This window comes from Pseudomonas viridiflava, from assembly GCF_900184295.1.
GTDB lineage: Bacteria > Pseudomonadota > Gammaproteobacteria > Pseudomonadales > Pseudomonadaceae > Aquipseudomonas > Aquipseudomonas viridiflava.
Genome location: NZ_LT855380.1, coordinates 3,532,357 through 3,551,930, shown reverse-complemented (window position 1 = coordinate 3,551,930; position 19,574 = coordinate 3,532,357). Strand labels below are relative to the sequence as shown.

Here is a 19,574-nt window from a genome sequence, read left to right as displayed (position 1 = left end):
GAGCATGCCATGAGCCTGATATTTACATTGCGCGACGCCCGCGAAGACGACATGCCCGTCATTCAGGCGATTTATGCCGACCACGTATTGCATGGCATCTCCAGCTTCGAACTCGAACCGCCCAGCGTTGAGGAGCTGATGCGTCGCCGCGCGCTGGTCCTTGAGAACGGCCTGCCGTACCGGGTGGCCGAGCATGCCGGGGAAGTGGTCGGTTATGGCTATGCCACGCCTTACCGGCCTCGTCCGGCGTATCGCTTTACCGCGGAAGACTCTGTTTATGTCCGCGATGGAATGGGCGGCATGGGCATCGGCCGGGCGCTGCTGGGTGATCTGATCTGGCACTGCGAACAGGGTGGCTGGCGGCAGATGGTGGCGGTGATCGGCAACAGCGAAAACGCCGCATCCATCGGCCTGCACGAAAGCTTCGGATTCCGCCGCGTCGGCGTGTTCGAGTCGGTGGGGTTCAAGCATGGGCGCTGGGTGGACACCGTGCTGATGCAGTGTGCGCTGGGCGATGGCGCTTCGACGCTCCCCGTTGATCGCACGGTCTGACTGACATGCACAGTCCCGACCTGTCCCGGTTCGCCGTTTTCAGGCTGGGACTGGCGCAGTTGATCATCTGGGGCACCACGTTTTATCTGCCGGGTGCGTTCGGTAATGCCATTGCTGCAGATCTGGGCTGGAGCGGGCAGCGGGTGTTTTCCGGTCTGTCGGTGGCGTTGCTGGTCATGGGTTTTGTATCGCCCGCAGTCTCGTGGCTGATCCTGCGTCTCGGGGCTCGTCAGGTGCTGCAACTGGGCAGCGTGCTGGCGGCTGCAGGGTGCTGCGTGCTGGCCTTGTGCGAAACCGTGCCGGTCTGGTTTCTCGGCTGGGCCGTGCTGGGCGTCGGCATGCGTCTGTCGCTTTACGACGCGCTGTTTGCGGCGCTGGCCGTGTTGATCGGTGCGCGCTCACGTCCGTTGATGGTGCAGATCACCTTGCTGGGCGGTCTGTCGTCAGCCGTGTTCTGGCCGCTGGGGCATGTGTTGCTGGAGACGCTCGGCTGGCGCAGCGCGGTAGCGGTCTACGGAGGTTTCGCGCTGCTGGGGGGTGTGCTGATGAGCGGACTGCCCGATGCAGCGGCTCCGGTTGCCACACCGGCCGATGATATGTCCGATGAGGAAGCGACGGCGAGCTGGCTGCGCCAGTCGGGTTACGCGCTGTGCATGATGTTGATCGGTTTCCTGTCAGCGGGGCTTTCCGCTCATTTGCCGGCCTTGCTGGCAGGTCTCGGTGTGCCGGTGGCCTGGGTGGCGTTGTGGGGCATCGGCCAGACCTGCGCGCGGTTGATGAGCCGCGTCTTGGGCCAGAACCTGTCTGCCTTGCGCCTGAACGTCTGGGTCGCGGCCGGGATGGCGCTATGTTTCGTCATGGCCTTGCACAGCCAGGGGCTGGCGGTGCTGGCCTGTCTGTTTGTCTTCGGCTATGGCGCCATGAACGGGCTGGGCACGTTGTTACGGGCCAGTCTGCCGTTCGAGCTCTTTGCACATCATCACTATGCACGCTTGCAGGGACGCCTGCTGGCCCCCGGTTTTCTTCTCTCTGCGGCAGCGCCCTGGGTCTATGCCCGGGTTCAGGAGGCGACCGGTGATCGCGGCCTGTTATGGCTGTCGCTCGGTATCAGTGGGGTCGCGCTGCTGACGGCGCTGATACTGCAGCGGCACTGCCGGTCAGGGCTGTCCGTGCCAGTGTGAAATACCCTTCATGGTCAATACCGTTGCCAGCTTTTGCCTGAATGGTTAGGGTACGCGACTGTTCAAGAAGGAACCTGATATGACCCAGCATGACCCCAGGGAAACGGTTGCCACGGCACCTCGGCAACGACGTGCGCCGAAGGGAGAAAAAAGACGCGAAGAATTGCTCGATGCCGCCTTGCAGGTGTTCTCGCTGGAGGGCTACACCGGTGCGTCGGTGGCCAAGGTGGCGGCCATCGTCGGCATTTCGGTTGCCGGATTGCTGCATCACTTTCCGAGCAAGATTTCCCTGCTGATGGGCGTGCTGGAACGACGCGACGAAGTCAACGGGCGCATCGCCGCGCAAGTGCGTACGGACGACAGCCTGACCGGTCTGCTGGGCGGTCTGCGTGCGATCAATCAATCCAACTCGACTGCACCCGGCGTGGTGCGGGCGTTCTCGATTCTCAATGCCGAAAGTCTGCTGGACAACCAGCCTGCCTATGAGTGGTTCCAGACCCGTTACGCGCGCATACACGCGCACCTGCTGGCGCAGTTCACGGCGTTGGTAGAACGTGGAGAGGTGAGGGCGGATGTGGATCTGGACATGCTGATCCAGCAGATCCTGTCGATGATGGACGGGTTGCAGATTCAGTGGCTGCGTTTTCCAGAACGGGTGGATCTGGTCAAGACGTTCGATGCCTACATTGCGCAGGTCGATGCAGCAGTAAGGGCTCGTCCTTGAGCCTTGTTCTGTCCCAGATTCACTCAGTCACTGCGTAAACGCTTACTCGACAGTCTGATCGAACACGCCGCCGGTCTTCACCGGTGGCTTCTCGACGTTCACCGAGTTCAGCGCCGAACGTGGCAGCGGGTTGCTGGTGGTGGTCGAGAGTTCCTGGCGGAACGAGTTGGTCAGCTTGGCATTCAGGCGAATGTCCTGCGACGAAGCACCCAGCGACAGGTTGAAGGTGTCGGCATCGACCACCCACTGGTTGGTCTTGGTGTCGAAGTAGGCCAGCGAGCGATCGTTGAGCTCGATGGTCACGCGCTTGCTTTCACCCGGCTTGAGGAACACCTTCTTGTAGCCTTTGAGTTCCTTGATCGGACGCTCGACTTTCGGGTTCTGCTGACCGACATACAGCTGCGCCACTTCCGAACCGCCCACCTTGCCGGTGTTGGTCAGGTCGAACGACACCTTGATCGGCGTGTTGCCCACCGCAACGCCAGGCGTCACGCTGATGTTGCTGTAGCCGAAGGTGGTGTACGACAGGCCATAGCCGAACGGATACAGCGGCTTGATGCCTTTCTTCTCGTAGCCGCGATAACCCAGCATCAGGTCATCCTTGTAGCTCATTTCGGCCAGCGAGTTCTGGTTGTCGAATTTCGGGAAGGTCTCGAAAATCGGGTTGTCTTCGATGTTGCGTTCGATACTGATCGGCAGCTTGCCCGACGGGTTGACCTTGCCGAACAGAATTTCAGCCAGTGCCTGACCGCCGTTCTGACCCGGGTAGAACGCGTGCAGCGCTACCGGAACCTGTTCGATCCAGTCGCTCATCTTCAGACCGGTACCGCCGAACATGGTCACCACGGTGTTCGGGTTGACCTTGGCGATGCTCTGGATCAGCTGGCTCTGGTACTCAGGCAGATCGAAGCTGTGGTCGAAACCTTCACCTTCGTATTCGCTGCTGTTACCCACTGCCACCACGACTGCGTCGTAGGCCGACAGATCCTGAGGCGCGTTCAGCGACGCCCAGCTCATCTGTACGCCCACCAGGCCGCCCATGGTCGACAGGTAGCCGGCACGGCGCGAGTATTCAAGCTTCACGTCGTAGGACTGACCCGCCTGCAGGCTGATCTTGGCGAATTCCGGGATGGTTGGCGGAATGCTGTTGCCCGGCAGTGGCTTGCCGTCACCGTTGTCGATGATCAGCTTGCCATTGACCCACAGGCGCACGGCGCCGTCAGCACGGACCTTGAAGACCTGCTCGCCGCTTTCGGTCGGGGTGATCTTGCCGGTGTAGCGGATCGAGGTCGAAGAGGTATCGCCGTTGAGCGAGCCTGCGGTCGAGCCTTTGCTGGTGTACGGGTCGGAACCGGACAGGTTGCTTTCGAACGGCAGGTCCTTGTCGTTGGCCCAATCCAGATCGACATGCTGCTCGGTACGGGTCACGGCAGCATCGCCGGACCAGTTGGCATTGCTGAAGTACTCGGCCTTCATGCCCTGGATGTCTTTGCCCGCCTGGTCAGTGCTGCTCCAGGTGGTGGTGGTCGGGTCCAGCGACAGGCCGTCGATGAATTCAACCTTGGCGTTTGGCGCCATCTGCTGCAGACCGCTCAGCTCGCTGATGTAATGGCTGGCCATGACATTGGCGCTGCCGAAACCGGTAGGCGGCGCGTACTTGGCCAGGTTGCCGACCACGGCGATGCGCTTGGCTTTCTGCTTGTCCAGCGGCAGCAGGTTGTTCTGGTTCTTGAGCAGCACGATGCCTTCACGGGCAGCGTTCAGGGCGACCTTGTTGCTGGTTGCGCTGTTCATGTTGTGCAGGGTCGACGGGGTCTTGCTGTCGAACTTGTACAGGTAGATCTGCTTGAGGATGCGACGGACCTTGTCGTCGATGGTTGCCGCGCTCAGTTCACCGCTGTCCAGGTAAGGCTTGAGAACATTGCTGTTCATCTGGAAGCCCATCATGTCCAGGTCGGTGCCCGCCTGAGCGGCGTCCAGACCATGAACCACAGCGTTGTAGTCGCTCTGTACGAAGCCCTTGTAGCCCCATTCCTTCTTCAGGATCTGGCTGATCAAGTGATCGTTTTCGCAGGCGAATTCGCCATTCACTTTCTGGAACGCGCACATCATCATCGCGACGTTGCCGTTCTTCGACGCCGATTCGAACGCAGGCAGCGACATTTCGCGCAGTACACGCTCGCTCATGATCTGGTCGAGGTTGAAGCGGTTGCTTTCCTGATCGTTGGCCGCGTAGTGCTTGGCGTTGGCCCACACACCACGGGACTGGATACCGTTGATCACGCCCGGTGCCAGGCTGGCGCCGAGGAACGGATCTTCACCGGACAGGTATTCGAACGCACGGCCGCCGTAGGGCATGCGGTACAGGTTGACGCCAGGGCCGGTGACGAACTGATAGCCGCCGACTGCCGTGTCATAGCCCAGCGCACGGCCCAGGTCGATGGCGCGACGTGGGTTCCAGGTGGCTGCAAGGTTGGGGCCGGACGGATAAACCACGCCCTGCGCGTTGCCTTCGCTGGTGTAACGCACACCGACACCGCCGTCGGCGCCGTGAATCTGCGGCACGCCGTAGTTGGAGAGGGGTTTCACATCCCAGCCGCCCGTACCACCGATATAGGCCAGCTTTTCTTCCTGGGTCATCTTGTCCAGCGTCTTCTGTGCCGCTTTTTCAGCACGGGCTTCCCGTGCCTGCAGCGTCGAAGCGTCAGCAGCATGCACCTGCGACACAGCCAGCGCCAGCAAGGCCAGTGCGGAATGCGCACCCATCATCTTTCGCTTATTCATACAGCTCTCCAACGACATTTCAATTAAAAGTTTCCCACAGGCAGCCGCACTATTCAGCGTCTGGCTGTGTTCTTTTCTTTAGGCAACAGTGACCCGTAATCGCGACTTACGCTGTTATTGCAGCGTGCGATTCGTGGACTTTTTCAATCAAGTTTCACGTTTTAGTTATTATGTTTTATATTGCGGCGAGTGACATCATTGAGCTATCATTGATGGCACTTTGAATTCGCAAAGCGTTACAATTAAGTCGAAATTCAGGCGTTAATGTCAAACAAAAGCGTATTTTTCTTGCTTTTGTGGTTTTTTTCTTACACTTCAGGAACTCTTCTTAAACCTACTGGTCGATGGGTTTAAGATTTTTCAGGTGCGCTCGGGTCTCTGTTATGTTTCCAGTAGTGGCACTGTGGTGTTCTTTCTGACCTTTATCGTTAATGGCCCTTCCTGTTGGAGGGCTTATTGTTTTATCCAGTGGAGTAATTGTTATGAAGTTGTCCAACATGGCAGCAGGTGTGATTGCGGGTCTGGCATTGAGTGGTGCTGTTTTCGCAGCCGAAGCGACTGATACCGATGCAGCGTCGGGTGCCACTGATTCGACCGTAATGACCCAGACCACCGATGCAAAAGCGGCGCAAAAGGCGCAGCAGCAGAAGACTCAAACCACAAAAGGTGGTCGTCCACAGAACGCAACGCCTCAGAAACAGTCAAACTGACCGTTTGATGCTTCTGACCACGACTCTCTCGGTGCCTTTTCAAGGCGGGTGAGGGTCGTGAACCTGTCCCTCCGAGTAGTAGATGTTCTTGCCCATGCAGCCAATTCCCGTCGATGCCACTCGAATACTGATCCCCGATGCAGGGCAGGTGTGTGCCTGGCTGACGGAAAATGCCGGCCTCAAGCCTCAGGATCTGGAACGTGCACAGCGTTTGCAGCAGGAGTCCGAAGGCACTGAGCTGCTGGGATTGCTGACACGCCTTGGACTGGTGTCCGAGTTCGAGCTTGCACGGGCCTGGGCCGCACTGTTGAACGCGCCTTTATTAATGGCCGAAGCGCTGCCGCCGATGCTGGATCCGCTGCCACCGCTGACTGAACGATTCATGCGCCAGTATCAGGTGGTGCCGGTCGGCTGGAGCGAGGACGGTGTGCAAGTGCTGAGCGCCAACCCCAGCGTGTTGTATCCGTTTGAAGCAATTGCCTATGCCTGTGAAGTGCCGGTACAGGTGGCAGTCGGTCCACGCAACGAAGTGGAAACCCTGATCGAACGTTATTACGGCCAGGGCCGCTCGGCGATGGGCACGCTGATCGAGAACCTCGACGACGAAGGCGGCTCGCTGGAGGACATCGAGCACCTAAAGGACCTGGCGTCCGAAGCGCCGGTCATTCGCCTGGTCAACCTGATTCTGCAACGCGCTGTCGAGCAGCGTGCGTCTGACATTCATATCGAACCGTTCGAAAGTCAGCTCAAGGTACGTTACCGCATCGATGGCGTGCTTCACGAAGCCGAAGCGCCGCCGTCCAGTTCGTCTGCGGCAGTGATTTCCCGCGTGAAGATCATGGCCCGGCTCGACATCGCCGAGCGCCGTCTGCCGCAGGACGGGCGGATCATGCTGCGTATTCAAGGCAAGGAACTGGACCTGCGGGTCTCGACCGTGCCGACCAGTTTTGGCGAATCCGTGGTCATGCGTCTGCTTGATCGCCAGACCATCGATTTCGATTTCCCCAGCCTGGGCTTCGACGGCGAGCGCCTCGACCACTTTCTCGATGTGCTCGAACGGCCCCACGGCATTCTGCTGGTTACCGGCCCCACCGGCTCCGGCAAGACCACCACGCTCTACACCGCGCTGTCACGGCTCAATACCTCCGAGCGCAAGATCATCACCGTTGAAGATCCGGTGGAATACCAGCTTGAAGGCATCAATCAGATTCAGGTCAAACCGTCTATCGGTCTGGACTTTGCCGGAGCGCTGCGCTCCATCGTGCGTCAGGACCCGGACGTGATCATGATTGGTGAGATGCGCGACCTGGAAACCTGCCGCATCGCCATTCAGTCGTCGCTGACCGGTCACCTGGTGCTTTCCACCCTGCACACCAACAGTGCGGCGGCGAGTATCACCCGCTTGCTGGACATGGGCGTCGAAAGCTACCTGATTGCTTCGACCGTCAACGGCATTCTGGCGCAGCGGCTGGTCCGTCGCCTTGACCCGGAAACCCGCGAAGCCTTCGAAGCGCCGCCTGAGCTGGTTGCCGAGCATGGCCTCGAACGGTTCACCGACGAACGCCCGATCCGCCTGTACCGGCCGCGATCCGATGCGCCGGGCGGCGGCTATCGCGGCCGCAGTGCGATCACCGAACTGCTGGTCATGAATGAAGAGTTGCGCAGCCTGCTCATGCGCCACGCCGACGCGTCCACGCTGGAAGAGGCGGCCCGTCGCGGTGGTTTGCGCACGCTGCATGAAGAAGGCCTGCGTCAGGCGGTGGCCGGGGTCACCTCGCTGGAAGAAGTGCTGCGCGTCACACGGGGTGAAGGCTCATGAGTCTGTTCAAGTACCGCGCGCTGGATGCGCAGGGCGCGCCGCAGAACGGCACCCTGGAAGCCAGGGATCAGGATGCTGCCGTTGCGGCTCTGCAAAAGCGCGGCCTGATGGTCTTGCAGGTCGACAGTGCAGGTCTTGGCGGACTGCGTCGTGCTCTGGGCAGCGGCATGCTCAACGGTGCAGCGCTGGTCAGCTTCACCCAGCAACTGGCGACCTTGCTCGGCGCAGGGCAACCGCTGGAACGCTCGCTTGGCATTCTGCTCAAACAGCCCGGTCAGCCCCAGACCCGTGCGTTGATCGAGCGGATTCGCGAACAGGTCAAGGCCGGCAAGCCGTTGTCCGTGGCGCTGGAAGAAGAGGGCAGCCAGTTTTCGCCGCTCTATATCAGCATGGTGCGTGCAGGCGAGGCCGGTGGCGCGTTGGAAAGCACCTTGCGTCAATTGAGCGATTATCTGGAGCGCAGTCAGTTGCTGCGCGGCGAAGTGATCAATGCACTGATCTATCCGGCGTTTCTGGTGGTCGGCGTGCTCGGTTCGCTGGCCTTGCTGCTGGCGTACGTGGTGCCGCAGTTCGTGCCTATTTTCAAGGATCTCGGGGTGCCCATCCCGTTGATTACCGAAGTGATCCTGAACCTCGGACAATTTCTCGGCAGTTACGGGCTGGCGGTGTTCGCCGGTCTGATCGTGCTGATCTGGGGGCTGGTGATCAGCATGCGTGATCCGCAGCGCCGCGAACGTCATGATCGCCGGGTGCTGGGCATCCGGGTCATCGGCCCGCTGCTGCAACGTATCGAGGCCGCACGGCTGACCCGCACGCTGGGCACGTTGTTGAGCAATGGCGTCGCCCTGTTGCAGGCGCTGGTGATTGCCCGTCAGGTCTGCACCAACCGCGCATTGCAGGCGCAGGTGGAGCAGGCCGCCGAGTCGGTAAAAGGAGGCGGCACGCTGGCGGCCGCGTTTGGTGCGCAACCGTTGCTGCCCGATCTGGCCCTGCAAATGATCGAAGTCGGCGAACAGGCCGGCGAACTGGACAGCATGCTGCTCAAAGTGGCCGATGTGTTCGACGTCGAAGCCAAGCGCGGCATCGACCGCATGCTCGCCGCACTGGTCCCGGCGCTCACGGTTGTCATGGCAGGCATGGTAGCTGTGATCATGCTGGCAATCATGCTGCCGCTGATGAGCCTGACCAGCAATATTTGAATTCATGAACGAGGAAACCATCCCGATGAACCTTAGCCGTACACGCTTTACCCCTGCACGCCGACAAAGCGGCTTCACCTTGCTGGAAATGCTCGCGGTCATCGTGCTGCTGGGCATCGTGGCGACCATCGTTGTGCGCCAGGTGGGCGGCAACGTCGACAAGGGCAAATACGGCGCAGGCAAGGCGCAGCTGGCGAGCCTGGGCATGAAGATCGAAAGCTATGCGCTGGACGTCGGTTCGCCGCCCAAAACCTTGCAGCAGTTGACCGACAAACCGGGCAATGCCGCAGGCTGGAATGGTCCTTACGCCAAGCCTTCGGACCTGAAAGACCCGTTCGGTCACGCGTTCGGCTATCGCTTCCCCGGTCAGCATGGCAGCTTCGACCTGATCTTCTACGGACAGGACGGCCAACCCGGCGGCGAAGGTTACAGCGCCGACCTGGGCAACTGGGAGTAAATGCCGGTATGAAATCGCCTGTTGCAAGCCGTGGTTTTACCCTGATGGAAATGCTGGTGGTGCTCGTGTTGATGAGCATCGCTGTCGGCCTCGTGGGTTTCGGTCTGCAACAAGGGTTGAGCACTGCCAGTGAGCGTCGTGCGGTCGGTGACATGGTCGAGGCGTTGCGGGCCACGCGGGTTCGGGCCATTGTGACCGGTCAACCGGCACGCACCGAATTCGACCTGCGTCACCTGACCTTCAAGGCACCGGGCAAGCGTGAACAGCACTGGCCCGCGCATTTGCAGGTGACGATGCAGACGGCTTCCGACCTGGGGTCGGCGGTGGAGTTTTACCCGGATGGCGGTTCCAGCGGCGGCAACCTGATGGTCGCCGACGGCGATCGTCGCTGGCGCATCGACATCGGCTGGCTCACCGGCAGCGTCCAGGTGCGTCCCCTTTAATGAAAGCGTCGCAGTCCGGGTTCACTCTGCTGGAGATGCTTGCCGCGCTGACCGTGATGGCGGTGTGCAGTGGCGTGCTGCTGGTGGCTTTCGGGCAGAGCGCACGCTCCCTGCAGCAGGTGTCGCACAGCGATCGTCTTAGCCACGCGGCGCGTACGGTGTTCGATCAGGAAGGCGGCGGTCCGCTTGAAAACGGAACGCGCAAGGGGCGGGTGGCGGGTATCGACTGGAATCTGGAAATCCGTCAGGTCTCGGGCGGTAACGACCAGGCCAGGCTGTTTCGTCTGGACCTGACATTGCTGGAGCATCAGCGGCGCGTGCAGTTCAGTACGTTGCGGCTGCGCGGCGCCGTGACCGGTGCCGGGTCTTGAAGGGCGCTCAGCGAGGTTTCACCCTGCTGGAAGTCCTGTTGGTGATCAGTCTTCTGGGTGTGTTGCTGGTGTTGGTGGCCGGTGCCTTGCTGGGGGCCAATCGCGCGGTGCTCAAGGCTGAGCGCTATACGGTGGGACTGGATGAGATGCGCGCGGCACAGGCGTTTCTGCGCTCGTCCATCAGCCAGGCACTGCCGCTGGACACCTCCGCCGAAGATGACGCCAAGAGCGGTTTTTTCGAGGGCACGGCTCAGGATCTCAGGTTCGTGGCCACGCTGCCGGGCGAGTTGGGCGGAGGCATCCAGTTGCATACCCTCGGGCTGAAAGGGCCTGAGGGCGATCGTGATCTGCAGGTGGCGTTCTCCCGGATCAAAACCTCGGCAAACGGCATCACGCTCGAGGCCTGGGGCGAGCCGCAGGTGTTATTACACAACGTGCAGTCGTTGAATTTCAGTTACCGTGGCCTGACGCCGAAAGGCAAGCCCACGGGATGGCTGAACGAATGGCCATGGCCGACGCGCCTGCCGGGTGCAGTGCGCATCGATGCGCAGGTCAAAGGCTCGATTCCCTGGGTCAGCGAAGTGGTCGCCCTGCGTCTGGACCTTTCGGGTGGGGCGGGCGGCCAGTGAAGGATTTTCACAAGCGCCAGCAGGGCGTGGCGTTACTGGTGGTGCTGTGGGTTCTGGCGGTGTTGAGCCTGCTGCTGGGCGGACTGGCCGGCTGGGTGCAACTGGAAAGCCGTCAGGCGCTCTGGTTGCGCCAGAACACTCACGCGCTGCTGGCAGCGGAGGGCGGCTTGAACATGGCGGTGCAGGGTTTGCTGGACCCTGCACAGCGCAAACGCTGGGTGGCCGATGGACGGCCAGTGGCGTTGCGCATGGACGACACGCAGTTGCTGGTCAGCATTCGCAGCGAGCGTGGCAAGCTGGATCTCAACAGCGCGCCAGCGGCTGACATCGCCCGCTTGCTGCAGGCCTGCGGCGCGAACCGCAATCTGGCCAGCAGTATTGCCCAGACCGTTGAAGCACAACGTGATGACGGTCAGGCGCCACTGCGTGTGGTTGAAGAAATACGACAGTTGCCGGGCATGACGCAGGCGCTGTACACCCGGCTGTTGCCGGAGGTGACGTTATGGAGCGGGCTGGACCGGCCCGATCCCGCTTTTGCCTCGGCGCTGCTGCGCCGGGCGCTGAGCTTGCCGACCCAGAGCGCGGTGGGAGCCGATGCCGGTGAGGTACTGGCCATCGACAGCCGCGCAGAACGACCGGGCGGCGTAGTCGCCCTGTTACAGACCATTGTGTTATTGAGCCCATCGGAGGGAGGCGCACAGCCCTATCGGGTATTGCGTTGGCAAGAATGAATGCATCCGTTTCAGCACGTCTGGCACCGGTGATCGCGCTACGCGACCGGGTCGTCCAGCAATGGCGTGGCAGTCTGGGGCAACAGGCCTGGCAATGGTGGAGCGCAGAACTGCGCGCCTGCCTGCCGCCGCGTGTCCGTCGATGGCTGGTTCGCGAAACCGTCGAACAGATGTATGTCTGGCCGCTGGTCGAACCGGTTGCCGCAACCGGCGCCAATGCACAGAAAATCCTGTTGTTGCCCTCGTCCCTGGTGCTGGTGCAGAGCCTGCAACTGCCGGTCGCAGCGGCGCGCAATCTGTCGACAGTGGTCGGCTACGAGCTGGACCGTTTTACGCCGTTCGATGCCGGGCAGTTGTATTTTGTTGCCCGTCAGGAAAGTCGCAATGCCGGCTTCATTCAGGTCCGGCTGGTGGCCGTGCTGCGCAAGCGCCTGGATGCCATTCTGGAAGAATGCGCCGCGCTCGGCCTGCGCCCCGACACTGTGGATGTCGGCACGCCGGATGAACGCCTGAGTGTTGACCTGTTGCCAGCACCGCTGCGTCCGCAGCAATCGCATTCAGGCCATCGCCTGCAACGCTGGCTGCTGTGGATCTGCGCCGGGCTTCTGCTGGGCACCATGCTGCTGTGGCTCAACGACCGTCAGCAATTGCTGGAAGAGATGCAGGCCGAGGTCAAGGCGCAGAAAGCCCAGGTCAGCGAAGTCCAGCAATTGCGTCAGCAACTGACCAACACCCGAGGTGCTGCCAACTACCTGCTACGACGCAAGGCTGCCCAACCGCCCCTGTCGGCGCTGCTCAGCGAACTGACTGCCTGCCTGCCGTCCGACACTTGGATCGACCATCTGGAAATCAGCGACAGCGCCGAGGTGGCCTTTGCCGGTCAGAGCGCCAAGGCCAGCGCGCTGATCGCCCGCGTCAAGGATTGCCGCAGCCTGGACAACGCCCAGTTTCAGGGTGTGATCCAGCCGGACAGCAAGACCGGCAAGGACCAGTACTCGTTGCGTGCGCATCTGCATCAGAGCCCGCCGCAGGATCAGTCTGATCAATCAGACTCGCAGGAGAACGCCGATGCGTCGTCCACTCAATAGCCGTGAGCGGCGGGGTGCGGCGCTGATCATTCTGGCGCTGGTCCTTTATCTGGCCTACTGGCTGCTGATCGACAGCTGGTTCGCCGGCCCTCTGCGTGACATCAGCGAACAGACCGAACAACTGCGCGAACAGCAGCAACGCTATGCCGGGTTGCTGAAACAGGGTGACAGCTTGCGCGAGCAACTGGAGCAGGCCCGCAGTGACCCGGCCAGCAGCACCAGTCTGCTGCCGGGCGATGATCCAAGCGCAGTCGCCGCTGACCTGATGCAGCGTGTCGCCGACCTGATCAGCGATCAGGCCGATACCGGGGGTGGTTGTGCGTTGACCCAGCGCATGCCGATCACACCGGAGCAGGACAGCTCCGAGCCTTACCGGCAGGTCAAGGTCAGCCTGACACTGGACTGCGCCATCGAGCCGCTGACGGCCATCCTGCATGCACTGGAATACCAGCGTCCGTTCCTGTTCGTCGATGAAATGAGCCTGCGTCGCGACACCGATGCTCCGGCCACTGGCGGTGCTGGCAAACTGGTGGTGCACCTGCTGGTACGCGGCTACCTGCAGCCGGCTTCTGCCGGGGAGGCCGAACAATGATTCGTTCATTGCGTCCTCTGGAATTGACCCTGGTCGGCATCACCGCCTTGCTGGCCGCGCTGGCAGCCCTGATTATCAGTGGCGCCGCGCATTCGCCGGGCTGGCTGCCCGAGCAGGCACCGCGAAACCCGGTTGACCGTGCGGCTCAGACCCACAGCGCGCCCACTGCGACGCTGGACAGTCTGGCCAATACCTGGGAAGCCCCGCTGTTCAGCACCGACCGCAGCCCTGACAAGGCCGTGGGCAAGAGCGATGTGCAGGTCGCCAGCCTTTCCGGCCTGACGCTGACCGGTGTCGTTCTCGACGGTACGTTGCGCGTGGCGCTGCTCAAGCAGGCCAGCGGTCCGGCACTCAAAGTGAAGCAGGGTGACAAGCTGGGCAACGGCTGGACCCTGGAACAGCTCGATCCGATGCAGGCCACCTTCAGTCTCGACGGCCGCACGCAGACCTTGCGCCTGCCTGCGCCGCGTCTGCCGCCGCCGTCGACGACACCCCCGATTTCCCTTACCAACGATTCCACCCTGTGATGGGTACCTTTTCTGGAGTTTCCGCCATCGCTACCTTGCGCACCCCCTTGCTTTGTCTCGCCACCGCTGTCGCCCTTGGCGGCTGCGCGTCCCGGCAGGACACCCTCGACCCCGACAATGGCATGCTGCAGGAAGCGCTCCAGGGAACCGGTTCACAACGTCCGCCAATAGATCCGCGTAGCGAACAGCTGCCGGTGCAGGCACAGCCTCAGTCGCCAACGGCCTCGCCGCAACGCCAGATCATTCAGGGCAACCAGCGATTCATTCGCCAGCCTGCCGCGGCTCCCGCAGCGAAAGCCGGGGAGACGGGCGACATCGTCTTCAACTTCACCAACCAGCCGATTCAGGCGGTGATCAACAGCATCATGGGTGACCTGCTGCACGAGAACTACAGCATTGCTCAGGGCGTGAAGGGTGAGGTGAGCTTCTCGACGTCCAAGCCGGTCAACAAGCAGCAGGCATTGTCGATTCTCGAAACCCTGCTGTCCTGGACCGACAACGCGATGATCAAGCAGGGCAACCGCTACGTGATCCTGCCGTCCAACCAGGCCGTTGCAGGCAAGCTGGTGCCGGAGATGCGCGTCGCTCAGCCGTCGGCCGGCATGTCGGCGCGGCTGTTCCCGTTGCGCTACATCTCTGCCAACGAAATGCAGAAACTGCTCAAGCCGTTTGCCCGGGAAAATGCCTTCCTGCTGGTTGATCCGGCGCGCAATGTGTTGAGCATGGCGGGCACACCGGAAGAGCTGGCCAACTATCAGGACACCATCGACACCTTCGACGTGGACTGGCTCAAGGGCATGTCGGTGGGCGTGTTCGGCCTGCAGCGCGCCTCGGTCGGCGAGCTGATGCCCGAGCTGCAGAAAATGTTCGGCCCGGACAGCGGCATGCCGCTGGCAGGCATGGTGCGTTTTCTGCCCATCGAGCGGACCAACTCGGTGGTTGCGATCTCCTCGCAGCCTGAGTACCTGCGCGAAGTCGGCGAGTGGATTCACACGATAGACGAAGGCGGCGGCAATGAGCCGCAGATGTACGTCTATGACGTGCGCAACATGAAAGCCACTGATCTGGCCAAGTACCTGCGGCAGATCTACGGCACCGGCGCGATCAAGGACGATTCGGCCGCCAAGGTCGCTCCCGGCCTGCGCACGACCAGTCTGTCGTCGCTCAACGGCACCGGCAGCAATGGCATGAGCAGTTCCAATGGCATGGGCAGCGGCGGCATCAGCAGCGGCGGTGGCATGGGCAACGGCATGAACGGCAGTGGGGGTGGTTTCGGCAACAGCCAGGGCATGAACAGCCAGAACGGTACTGTCAGCGAATCCGGTGAAGAGCAGGGCGGCGCAGAATCCGATTCGGCCGGTGAAGAGGGGGGCGGTTCGGCTGGCAATAGCAAATCCCTGGACGCCAGCACGCGCATCACCGCGCAGAAGAGCAGCAACCAGTTGCTGGTTCGCACGCGTCCTGCGCAGTGGAAGGAAATCGAGTCAGCGATCAAGCGCCTCGACAACCCGCCGCTTCAGGTGCAGATCGAGACACGGATTCTTGAGGTCAAACTGACCGGCGACCTGGACATGGGCGTGCAGTGGTATCTCGGTCGCCTGGCGGGCAATGCCGGGACTTCCGGCAACGTCACCAACACCGCAGGCAGTCAGGGCGCTCTGGGCGCTGGCGGTGCGGTGCTGGCAGGCACCGATTCGCTGTTCTATTCGTTCGTCAGCAATAACCTGCAGATCGCCCTGCGTGCGTTGGAAACCAACGGCCGCACCCAGGTGCTGTCAGCGCCGTCGCTGGTGGTGATGAACAATCAGCAAGCGCAAATTCAGGTCGGCGACAATATCCCGATCAGCCAGACCACGGTCAACACCAACGCGTCAGCCACGACGCTGAGCAGCGTGGAATACGTACAGACCGGTGTGATTCTCGACGTAGTACCGCGTATCAATCCGGGTGGCCTGGTGTACATGGACATCCAGCAGCAGGTCAGCGACGCCGACACCGGTTCCACCGACCTTAACGGCAACCCGCGCATTTCGACACGCTCGGTTGCCACTCAGGTGGCCGCCCAAAGTGGACAGACCGTGCTGCTCGGTGGCCTGATCAAACAGGACAATGCCGAGTCGGTCAGCTCCGTGCCTTATCTGGGCCGGATTCCGGGCCTGAAATGGCTGTTCGGCAGAACCAGCAGGGCCAAGGACCGCACCGAGTTGATCGTACTTATTACCCCGCGCGTGATCACCAGCAGCAGCCAGGCACGTCAGGTTACCGATGACTACCGACAGCAGATGCAATTGCTCAAGCCCGAAGCCTCGCGAGGCAGCCTGCAGAATTGAGGCTGTGTTAGTTTCTGTTTCATCGTCCACCGAAGACGCTGCCTGCGGGCAGCGTGCAACCAGAGGTCATTGACTGATGCTGAAATTTTTCGCCGCTTTGCTGTTTGTCTGTTCTGGGCTGGTTCAGGCGCAAGACACGTTACACACCGACCTGCCGCTGGATTACTTGGCCCAGGCCACCACGGATAAGCCTGACAAGCCGCTGGTGATTTTCATCCACGGCTACGGCAGTAATGCGGCCGACCTGTTCAGCCTCAAGGATCGCCTGCCTGCCGATTACAATTACCTGTCGGTTCAAGCCCCGGTCGAGCTGCAATCCGACAGCTACAAATGGTTTACCCGCAAGCCCGGCTCTGCCGAGTACGACGGCGTGACCGAAGAGCTTAAAAGCAGTACCGAGCGACTCACGGCATTCATTCGCCAGGCGACAGCCACGTACAAGACTCAACCGGACAAGGTCTTTCTGATCGGTTTCAGTCAGGGCGCGATGATGAGTTACGAAGTTGCTCTGCGTCAGCCAGCGCTGGTGGGCGGCTTTGCGGCGTTGAGCGGGCGCTTGTTGCCGGTGGTGAAATCGGAAGTCAAACCCAGTGACGCACTCAAGCGTCTGAAGGTCTTCATCGGTCACGGCGAGGAAGATCCTCAAGTGTCCTACGCGAGTGGTCCTGATGCGGATTCTGCCTTGAAAGCGCTCGGCCTGAAGCCGGAGTTCCATGGCTATAAAGGGGTAGGGCACAGCCTGAGTGGCGCCGAAGTTGCCAACCTCGCCGAGTGGCTCGAAAGGTCGGCCCGCTGACAGGCTGTCTCATTGACGTAGTGCTGCCGCGCATCAAACACCGGACTGTGGGAGGCGCCACCACGTCTTCGACGTAGCGCTGTCGCGCGGCAAACTAGGTGGGAGCGGACTTGTCCGCGAAAAGGCCTGTACATCCGACGAATATTCATCGCCTGAAATACAGTATTCGCGGACAAACGGAACGCCGCCCGGTCCGCTCCCACAAAATCGCGTTTCTTCAGTAAGTTACAGGTAGTTTGATAAGAGGCGGCTTGCCGGCGATCTGCCGGGCACCGACAGCAACCTCCCTGACGCGCTGCAAGGGATGCAACCAGTACCCAATGATCAGTTGACCTTCACATCCTTGAACTTGAGCACGTTTTCCTTGCTTTCTCGATCGCGGAACGTGAGCTTGAGCGCGGGAGACAGTTTGAGTCGGCCCTTGGCTGCCTCGAAGGTCAGCGTTACGCGGGTCGGAACGTTACGAATCAGCTGGAATGAATCCCAGCGATCGAATTTTGTATCACCGACACGCATCTGGATCATGTTCAGCGCGCCGCCCGTTTCGTCGAACAGGCTGACCGGGTTCAGGAAGCGAAAGTCACGGTCCGGACTCTTGTTCAGCAACTCCAGTGTACAGGTCGGCGCCTGACCGTTCTGATCACACTCCAGCAGTTCCAGCGTCAGGTTGTCGACGGTCTCGGCACGCTTGCCGAACACATTGGCGTTGTCGTTTTCAACGAACAGTTTCTGACTGCGGGCAAACTCTACCGAGGGCTTGGCGTACTCGCCGCCCAGCTTGAAGAACACCCCGCAAAGGATCAGCGCCAGCAACAGCCATACGCCCAGCTTCAGGAAACCGGGCAGTTTTCTGGCCATGATAGCGATGCCCAGTCCGCCGCACAGCGTCATGCTGGCGACGACGGTGATCAGGGTCTGCCAGTTGATCGAGTCGACGTTCAGGCCCAGAACACTCGGGTCTGGAAAAAGGTAGGTAAAGATGCTCCACAGGACACCGATCATGCTGCCGATACCTAAGGATATCCTGGCAAAAATCGCTGAAATCTTGCGCGCGGCGGGTGAGGGAGCGGGTACGGGTGGTGCTGCGTCCATTGCTGTTTTGCCTTGTTCGAGTGTCGAGAAATGCGTGCCGATGACAGATCAACTGCATGGCAGATAAAAGGCCTGTTCATGAGGCGCTTGTACAGTCCGTGTTCAATCGCGCTGCTGGAAGTGCGAACTTTTTGATGCGGGAAAGAAACAGAAGGGCGATCGAACCATGCCGTCGCGGCGCGATTATCCGGTAATTCTCGTGCAAAGTGCAGCGTTGCGTCGTGCAATCAACGAGATAGATCTGCTTCAGGCAGAAGGGCGTGGCTGGAAGAGACGCGGACAGACTGTTCTGTCCGCGAAAAAAAACTGTGGCTGAACTCAGCCCTGGCTGACCCGCGCCGCTCGTGCGCCGGATGAATCCTTCAGGAATGCCAGCAATGCAATCAGTGGCAGCGCTGTGCCAGCGATCATCACCCAAGTCCATCCGCCATGATCGAACAGCGGGCTGGCAACGGCCGAGCCGATGGCGCCGCCGATGAAGATGCTGGTCATGTACAAGGCGTTGAGTCGGCTGCGACTGGCGGCGTCCAGTGCGTAGACGGTGCGCTGGCCCAGCACCATGCTGGTTTGCACGCAGTAATCCAGCACCACGCCGGTCACTGCCAGTCCGATAACGCTGTATACCGGGTGGATCAGCCCCGGCAGGAAGCTGAGCGCGCCGAGCAACAAAGCGCCCAGCGAAACGATCCGGGTGTGGCCTGCGTCAGCCAGTCGGCCGCTGATGGGCGCGGCAATGGCACCGATGGCCCCGATCAGCGCAAAAATGGCGATCTGGGTTTGTGACAGGCCATGATTGCGCGACAGCTCAAGCGGCACCGCCGTCCAGAACAGGCTGAACGTCGCGAACATGCAGGCCTGATAGAACGCGCGCTGGCGCAGCACCGGCTGGGTGCGCAACAGGGTCCACAGCGAAAACAGCAGCTGGCCGTACGTGGCTCGGTGGTCAGGGACGCGTTTGGGCATGGTGGTCGCGAGAACGACGCTGATGCCGATCATCACCACAGCCGCCGAGCCGAACACCGCCCGCCAGCCGAAGTGGTCGGCGACCAGACTCGAGATGGGCCTTGCCAGCAGAATGCCCAACAGCAAACCACCCATGATCCCGCCGACCACACGGCCCCGCGATTCCTCTGGAGCCAGATGCGCCGCTAGTGGGATCAGCATCTGCACCGACACTGAACTGAAGCCCACCAGCAGCGAGACCAGCAGAAACAGATTCGGCTGCTCGGCAAAGGCCGCGCTCAGCAGACTCAGCGTCGCGACTGCTGTGGTCAGCAGCATCAGCTTGCGGTTTTCCAGCAAGTCACCCAGCGGCACCAGAAAGAACAGACCCAGCGCGTAACCAATCTGCGTCAGCGACACGATCAGACTCGCCGCCGTGCTGGACAGGCCAATGTCCGGCGCGATCAGTTCAATGATCGGCTGGGCGTAGTAGATATTGGCGACGATAGCGCCGCAGCAGAACGCAAACAGCATCACCAGACCACGGGTCATGGTCACGCTGCCGTGGGAGGTTTGGGTCGAGTGGGGCATCACGGATCTCGCTCGT

General features: G+C 61.1%; 20 protein-coding genes. 17 read left to right on the top strand and 3 right to left on the bottom strand.

What is annotated here, in order from left to right; translation table 11 throughout:
• Positions 1 to 9 precede the first annotated feature (9 nt).
• From CFBP1590_RS15925 to CFBP1590_RS15915, 3 genes are all read left to right on the top strand, one after another.
• The gene (locus CFBP1590_RS15925) at positions 10 to 552 is read left to right on the top strand and encodes a GNAT family N-acetyltransferase (protein WP_029242879.1); all 543 of its coding nucleotides are present in this window, start codon (positions 10 to 12) and stop codon (positions 550 to 552) included.
• A 5-nt stretch (positions 553 to 557) separates the two neighbouring features.
• Positions 558 to 1,733 (top strand): MFS transporter, encoded by a 1,176-nt coding sequence (locus CFBP1590_RS15920; RefSeq protein WP_088235492.1) that lies wholly within the window; start codon positions 558 to 560, stop codon positions 1,731 to 1,733.
• 79 nt (positions 1,734 to 1,812) lie between these two features.
• A complete protein-coding gene (locus CFBP1590_RS15915) occupies positions 1,813 to 2,457 on the top strand; it encodes a TetR/AcrR family transcriptional regulator (protein WP_088235491.1) in 645 nt (214 codons plus the stop codon).
• Between the two features lie 42 nt (positions 2,458 to 2,499).
• Here CFBP1590_RS15915 and CFBP1590_RS15910 read toward each other — a convergent pair whose 3' ends face one another.
• On the bottom strand, positions 2,500 to 5,241 hold the full coding sequence (locus CFBP1590_RS15910) for a beta-glucosidase (protein ID WP_025994870.1): 2,742 nt from the start codon (positions 5,239 to 5,241) through the stop codon (positions 2,500 to 2,502).
• Between the two features lie 482 nt (positions 5,242 to 5,723).
• On the opposite strand from CFBP1590_RS15910, the gene CFBP1590_RS15905 reads away from it, so the two are divergent.
• The 13 genes from CFBP1590_RS15905 to CFBP1590_RS15845 all read left to right on the top strand — a co-directional run bounded on the left by CFBP1590_RS15905 (position 5,724) and on the right by CFBP1590_RS15845 (position 16,933).
• Positions 5,724 to 5,951: a hypothetical protein gene (locus CFBP1590_RS15905; protein ID WP_162864903.1), complete on the top strand. Its 228-nt coding sequence runs from the start codon at positions 5,724 to 5,726 to the stop codon at positions 5,949 to 5,951.
• A gap of 94 nt (positions 5,952 to 6,045) precedes the next feature.
• Positions 6,046 to 7,770 (top strand): type II secretion system ATPase GspE, encoded by a 1,725-nt coding sequence (gspE, locus tag CFBP1590_RS15900; RefSeq protein WP_088236429.1) that lies wholly within the window; start codon positions 6,046 to 6,048, stop codon positions 7,768 to 7,770.
• The gene (gene gspF, locus CFBP1590_RS15895) at positions 7,767 to 8,969 is read left to right on the top strand and encodes a type II secretion system inner membrane protein GspF (RefSeq protein WP_069142888.1); all 1,203 of its coding nucleotides are present in this window, start codon (positions 7,767 to 7,769) and stop codon (positions 8,967 to 8,969) included. Before gspE ends, gspF begins: the two co-directional genes overlap by 4 nt.
• Before the next feature lie 25 nt (positions 8,970 to 8,994).
• Positions 8,995 to 9,426: a type II secretion system major pseudopilin GspG gene (gene gspG, locus CFBP1590_RS15890; RefSeq protein WP_004885187.1), complete on the top strand. Its 432-nt coding sequence runs from the start codon at positions 8,995 to 8,997 to the stop codon at positions 9,424 to 9,426.
• 8 nt (positions 9,427 to 9,434) lie between these two features.
• On the top strand, positions 9,435 to 9,869 hold the full coding sequence (locus tag CFBP1590_RS15885) for a prepilin-type N-terminal cleavage/methylation domain-containing protein (protein WP_004885188.1): 435 nt from the start codon (positions 9,435 to 9,437) through the stop codon (positions 9,867 to 9,869).
• Entirely contained in the window at positions 9,869 to 10,240 is a 372-nt protein-coding gene (locus tag CFBP1590_RS15880; protein ID WP_088235489.1) for a prepilin-type N-terminal cleavage/methylation domain-containing protein, read from the top strand. Before CFBP1590_RS15885 ends, CFBP1590_RS15880 begins: the two co-directional genes overlap by 1 nt.
• On the top strand, positions 10,237 to 10,869 hold the full coding sequence (locus tag CFBP1590_RS15875; protein ID WP_043305832.1) for a type II secretion system protein GspJ: 633 nt from the start codon (positions 10,237 to 10,239) through the stop codon (positions 10,867 to 10,869). The genes CFBP1590_RS15880 and CFBP1590_RS15875 overlap by 4 nt, the downstream gene beginning before the upstream one ends.
• Positions 10,866 to 11,600 (top strand): type II secretion system protein GspK, encoded by a 735-nt coding sequence (locus tag CFBP1590_RS15870; protein ID WP_088235488.1) that lies wholly within the window; start codon positions 10,866 to 10,868, stop codon positions 11,598 to 11,600. The genes CFBP1590_RS15875 and CFBP1590_RS15870 overlap by 4 nt, the downstream gene beginning before the upstream one ends.
• A complete protein-coding gene (locus CFBP1590_RS15865) occupies positions 11,597 to 12,688 on the top strand; it encodes a type II secretion system protein GspL (RefSeq protein WP_088235487.1) in 1,092 nt (363 codons plus the stop codon). The genes CFBP1590_RS15870 and CFBP1590_RS15865 overlap by 4 nt, the downstream gene beginning before the upstream one ends.
• Complete coding sequence (gene gspM / locus CFBP1590_RS15860; protein WP_004885193.1) at positions 12,669 to 13,280, top strand: type II secretion system protein GspM; 612 nt, start codon at positions 12,669 to 12,671, stop codon at positions 13,278 to 13,280. The genes CFBP1590_RS15865 and gspM overlap by 20 nt, the downstream gene beginning before the upstream one ends.
• Positions 13,277 to 13,807, top strand: coding sequence for a type II secretion system protein, XpsN-like (locus CFBP1590_RS15855; protein WP_088235486.1), 531 nt, complete (start codon positions 13,277 to 13,279; stop codon positions 13,805 to 13,807). The genes gspM and CFBP1590_RS15855 overlap by 4 nt, the downstream gene beginning before the upstream one ends.
• Positions 13,807 to 16,137 (top strand): type II secretion system secretin GspD, encoded by a 2,331-nt coding sequence (gspD, locus tag CFBP1590_RS15850; RefSeq protein WP_088235485.1) that lies wholly within the window; start codon positions 13,807 to 13,809, stop codon positions 16,135 to 16,137. The genes CFBP1590_RS15855 and gspD overlap by 1 nt, the downstream gene beginning before the upstream one ends.
• A 76-nt stretch (positions 16,138 to 16,213) precedes the next feature.
• Entirely contained in the window at positions 16,214 to 16,933 is a 720-nt protein-coding gene (locus tag CFBP1590_RS15845) for an alpha/beta hydrolase (RefSeq protein ID WP_088235484.1), read from the top strand.
• 324 nt (positions 16,934 to 17,257) lie between these two features.
• On the opposite strand, the gene CFBP1590_RS15840 is transcribed toward CFBP1590_RS15845, so the two are convergent.
• Positions 17,258 to 17,923: a hypothetical protein gene (locus CFBP1590_RS15840; RefSeq protein WP_371306714.1), complete on the bottom strand. Its 666-nt coding sequence runs from the start codon at positions 17,921 to 17,923 to the stop codon at positions 17,258 to 17,260.
• 10 nt (positions 17,924 to 17,933) lie between these two features.
• Between CFBP1590_RS15840 and CFBP1590_RS28125 the strand changes: the two genes are divergently transcribed.
• Complete coding sequence (locus tag CFBP1590_RS28125; RefSeq protein ID WP_163018627.1) at positions 17,934 to 18,092, top strand: hypothetical protein; 159 nt, start codon at positions 17,934 to 17,936, stop codon at positions 18,090 to 18,092.
• 251 nt (positions 18,093 to 18,343) lie between these two features.
• Here CFBP1590_RS28125 and CFBP1590_RS15835 read toward each other — a convergent pair whose 3' ends face one another.
• Entirely contained in the window at positions 18,344 to 19,558 is a 1,215-nt protein-coding gene (locus CFBP1590_RS15835; protein ID WP_058430551.1) for an MFS transporter, read from the bottom strand.
• Positions 19,559 to 19,574 lie beyond the last annotated feature (16 nt).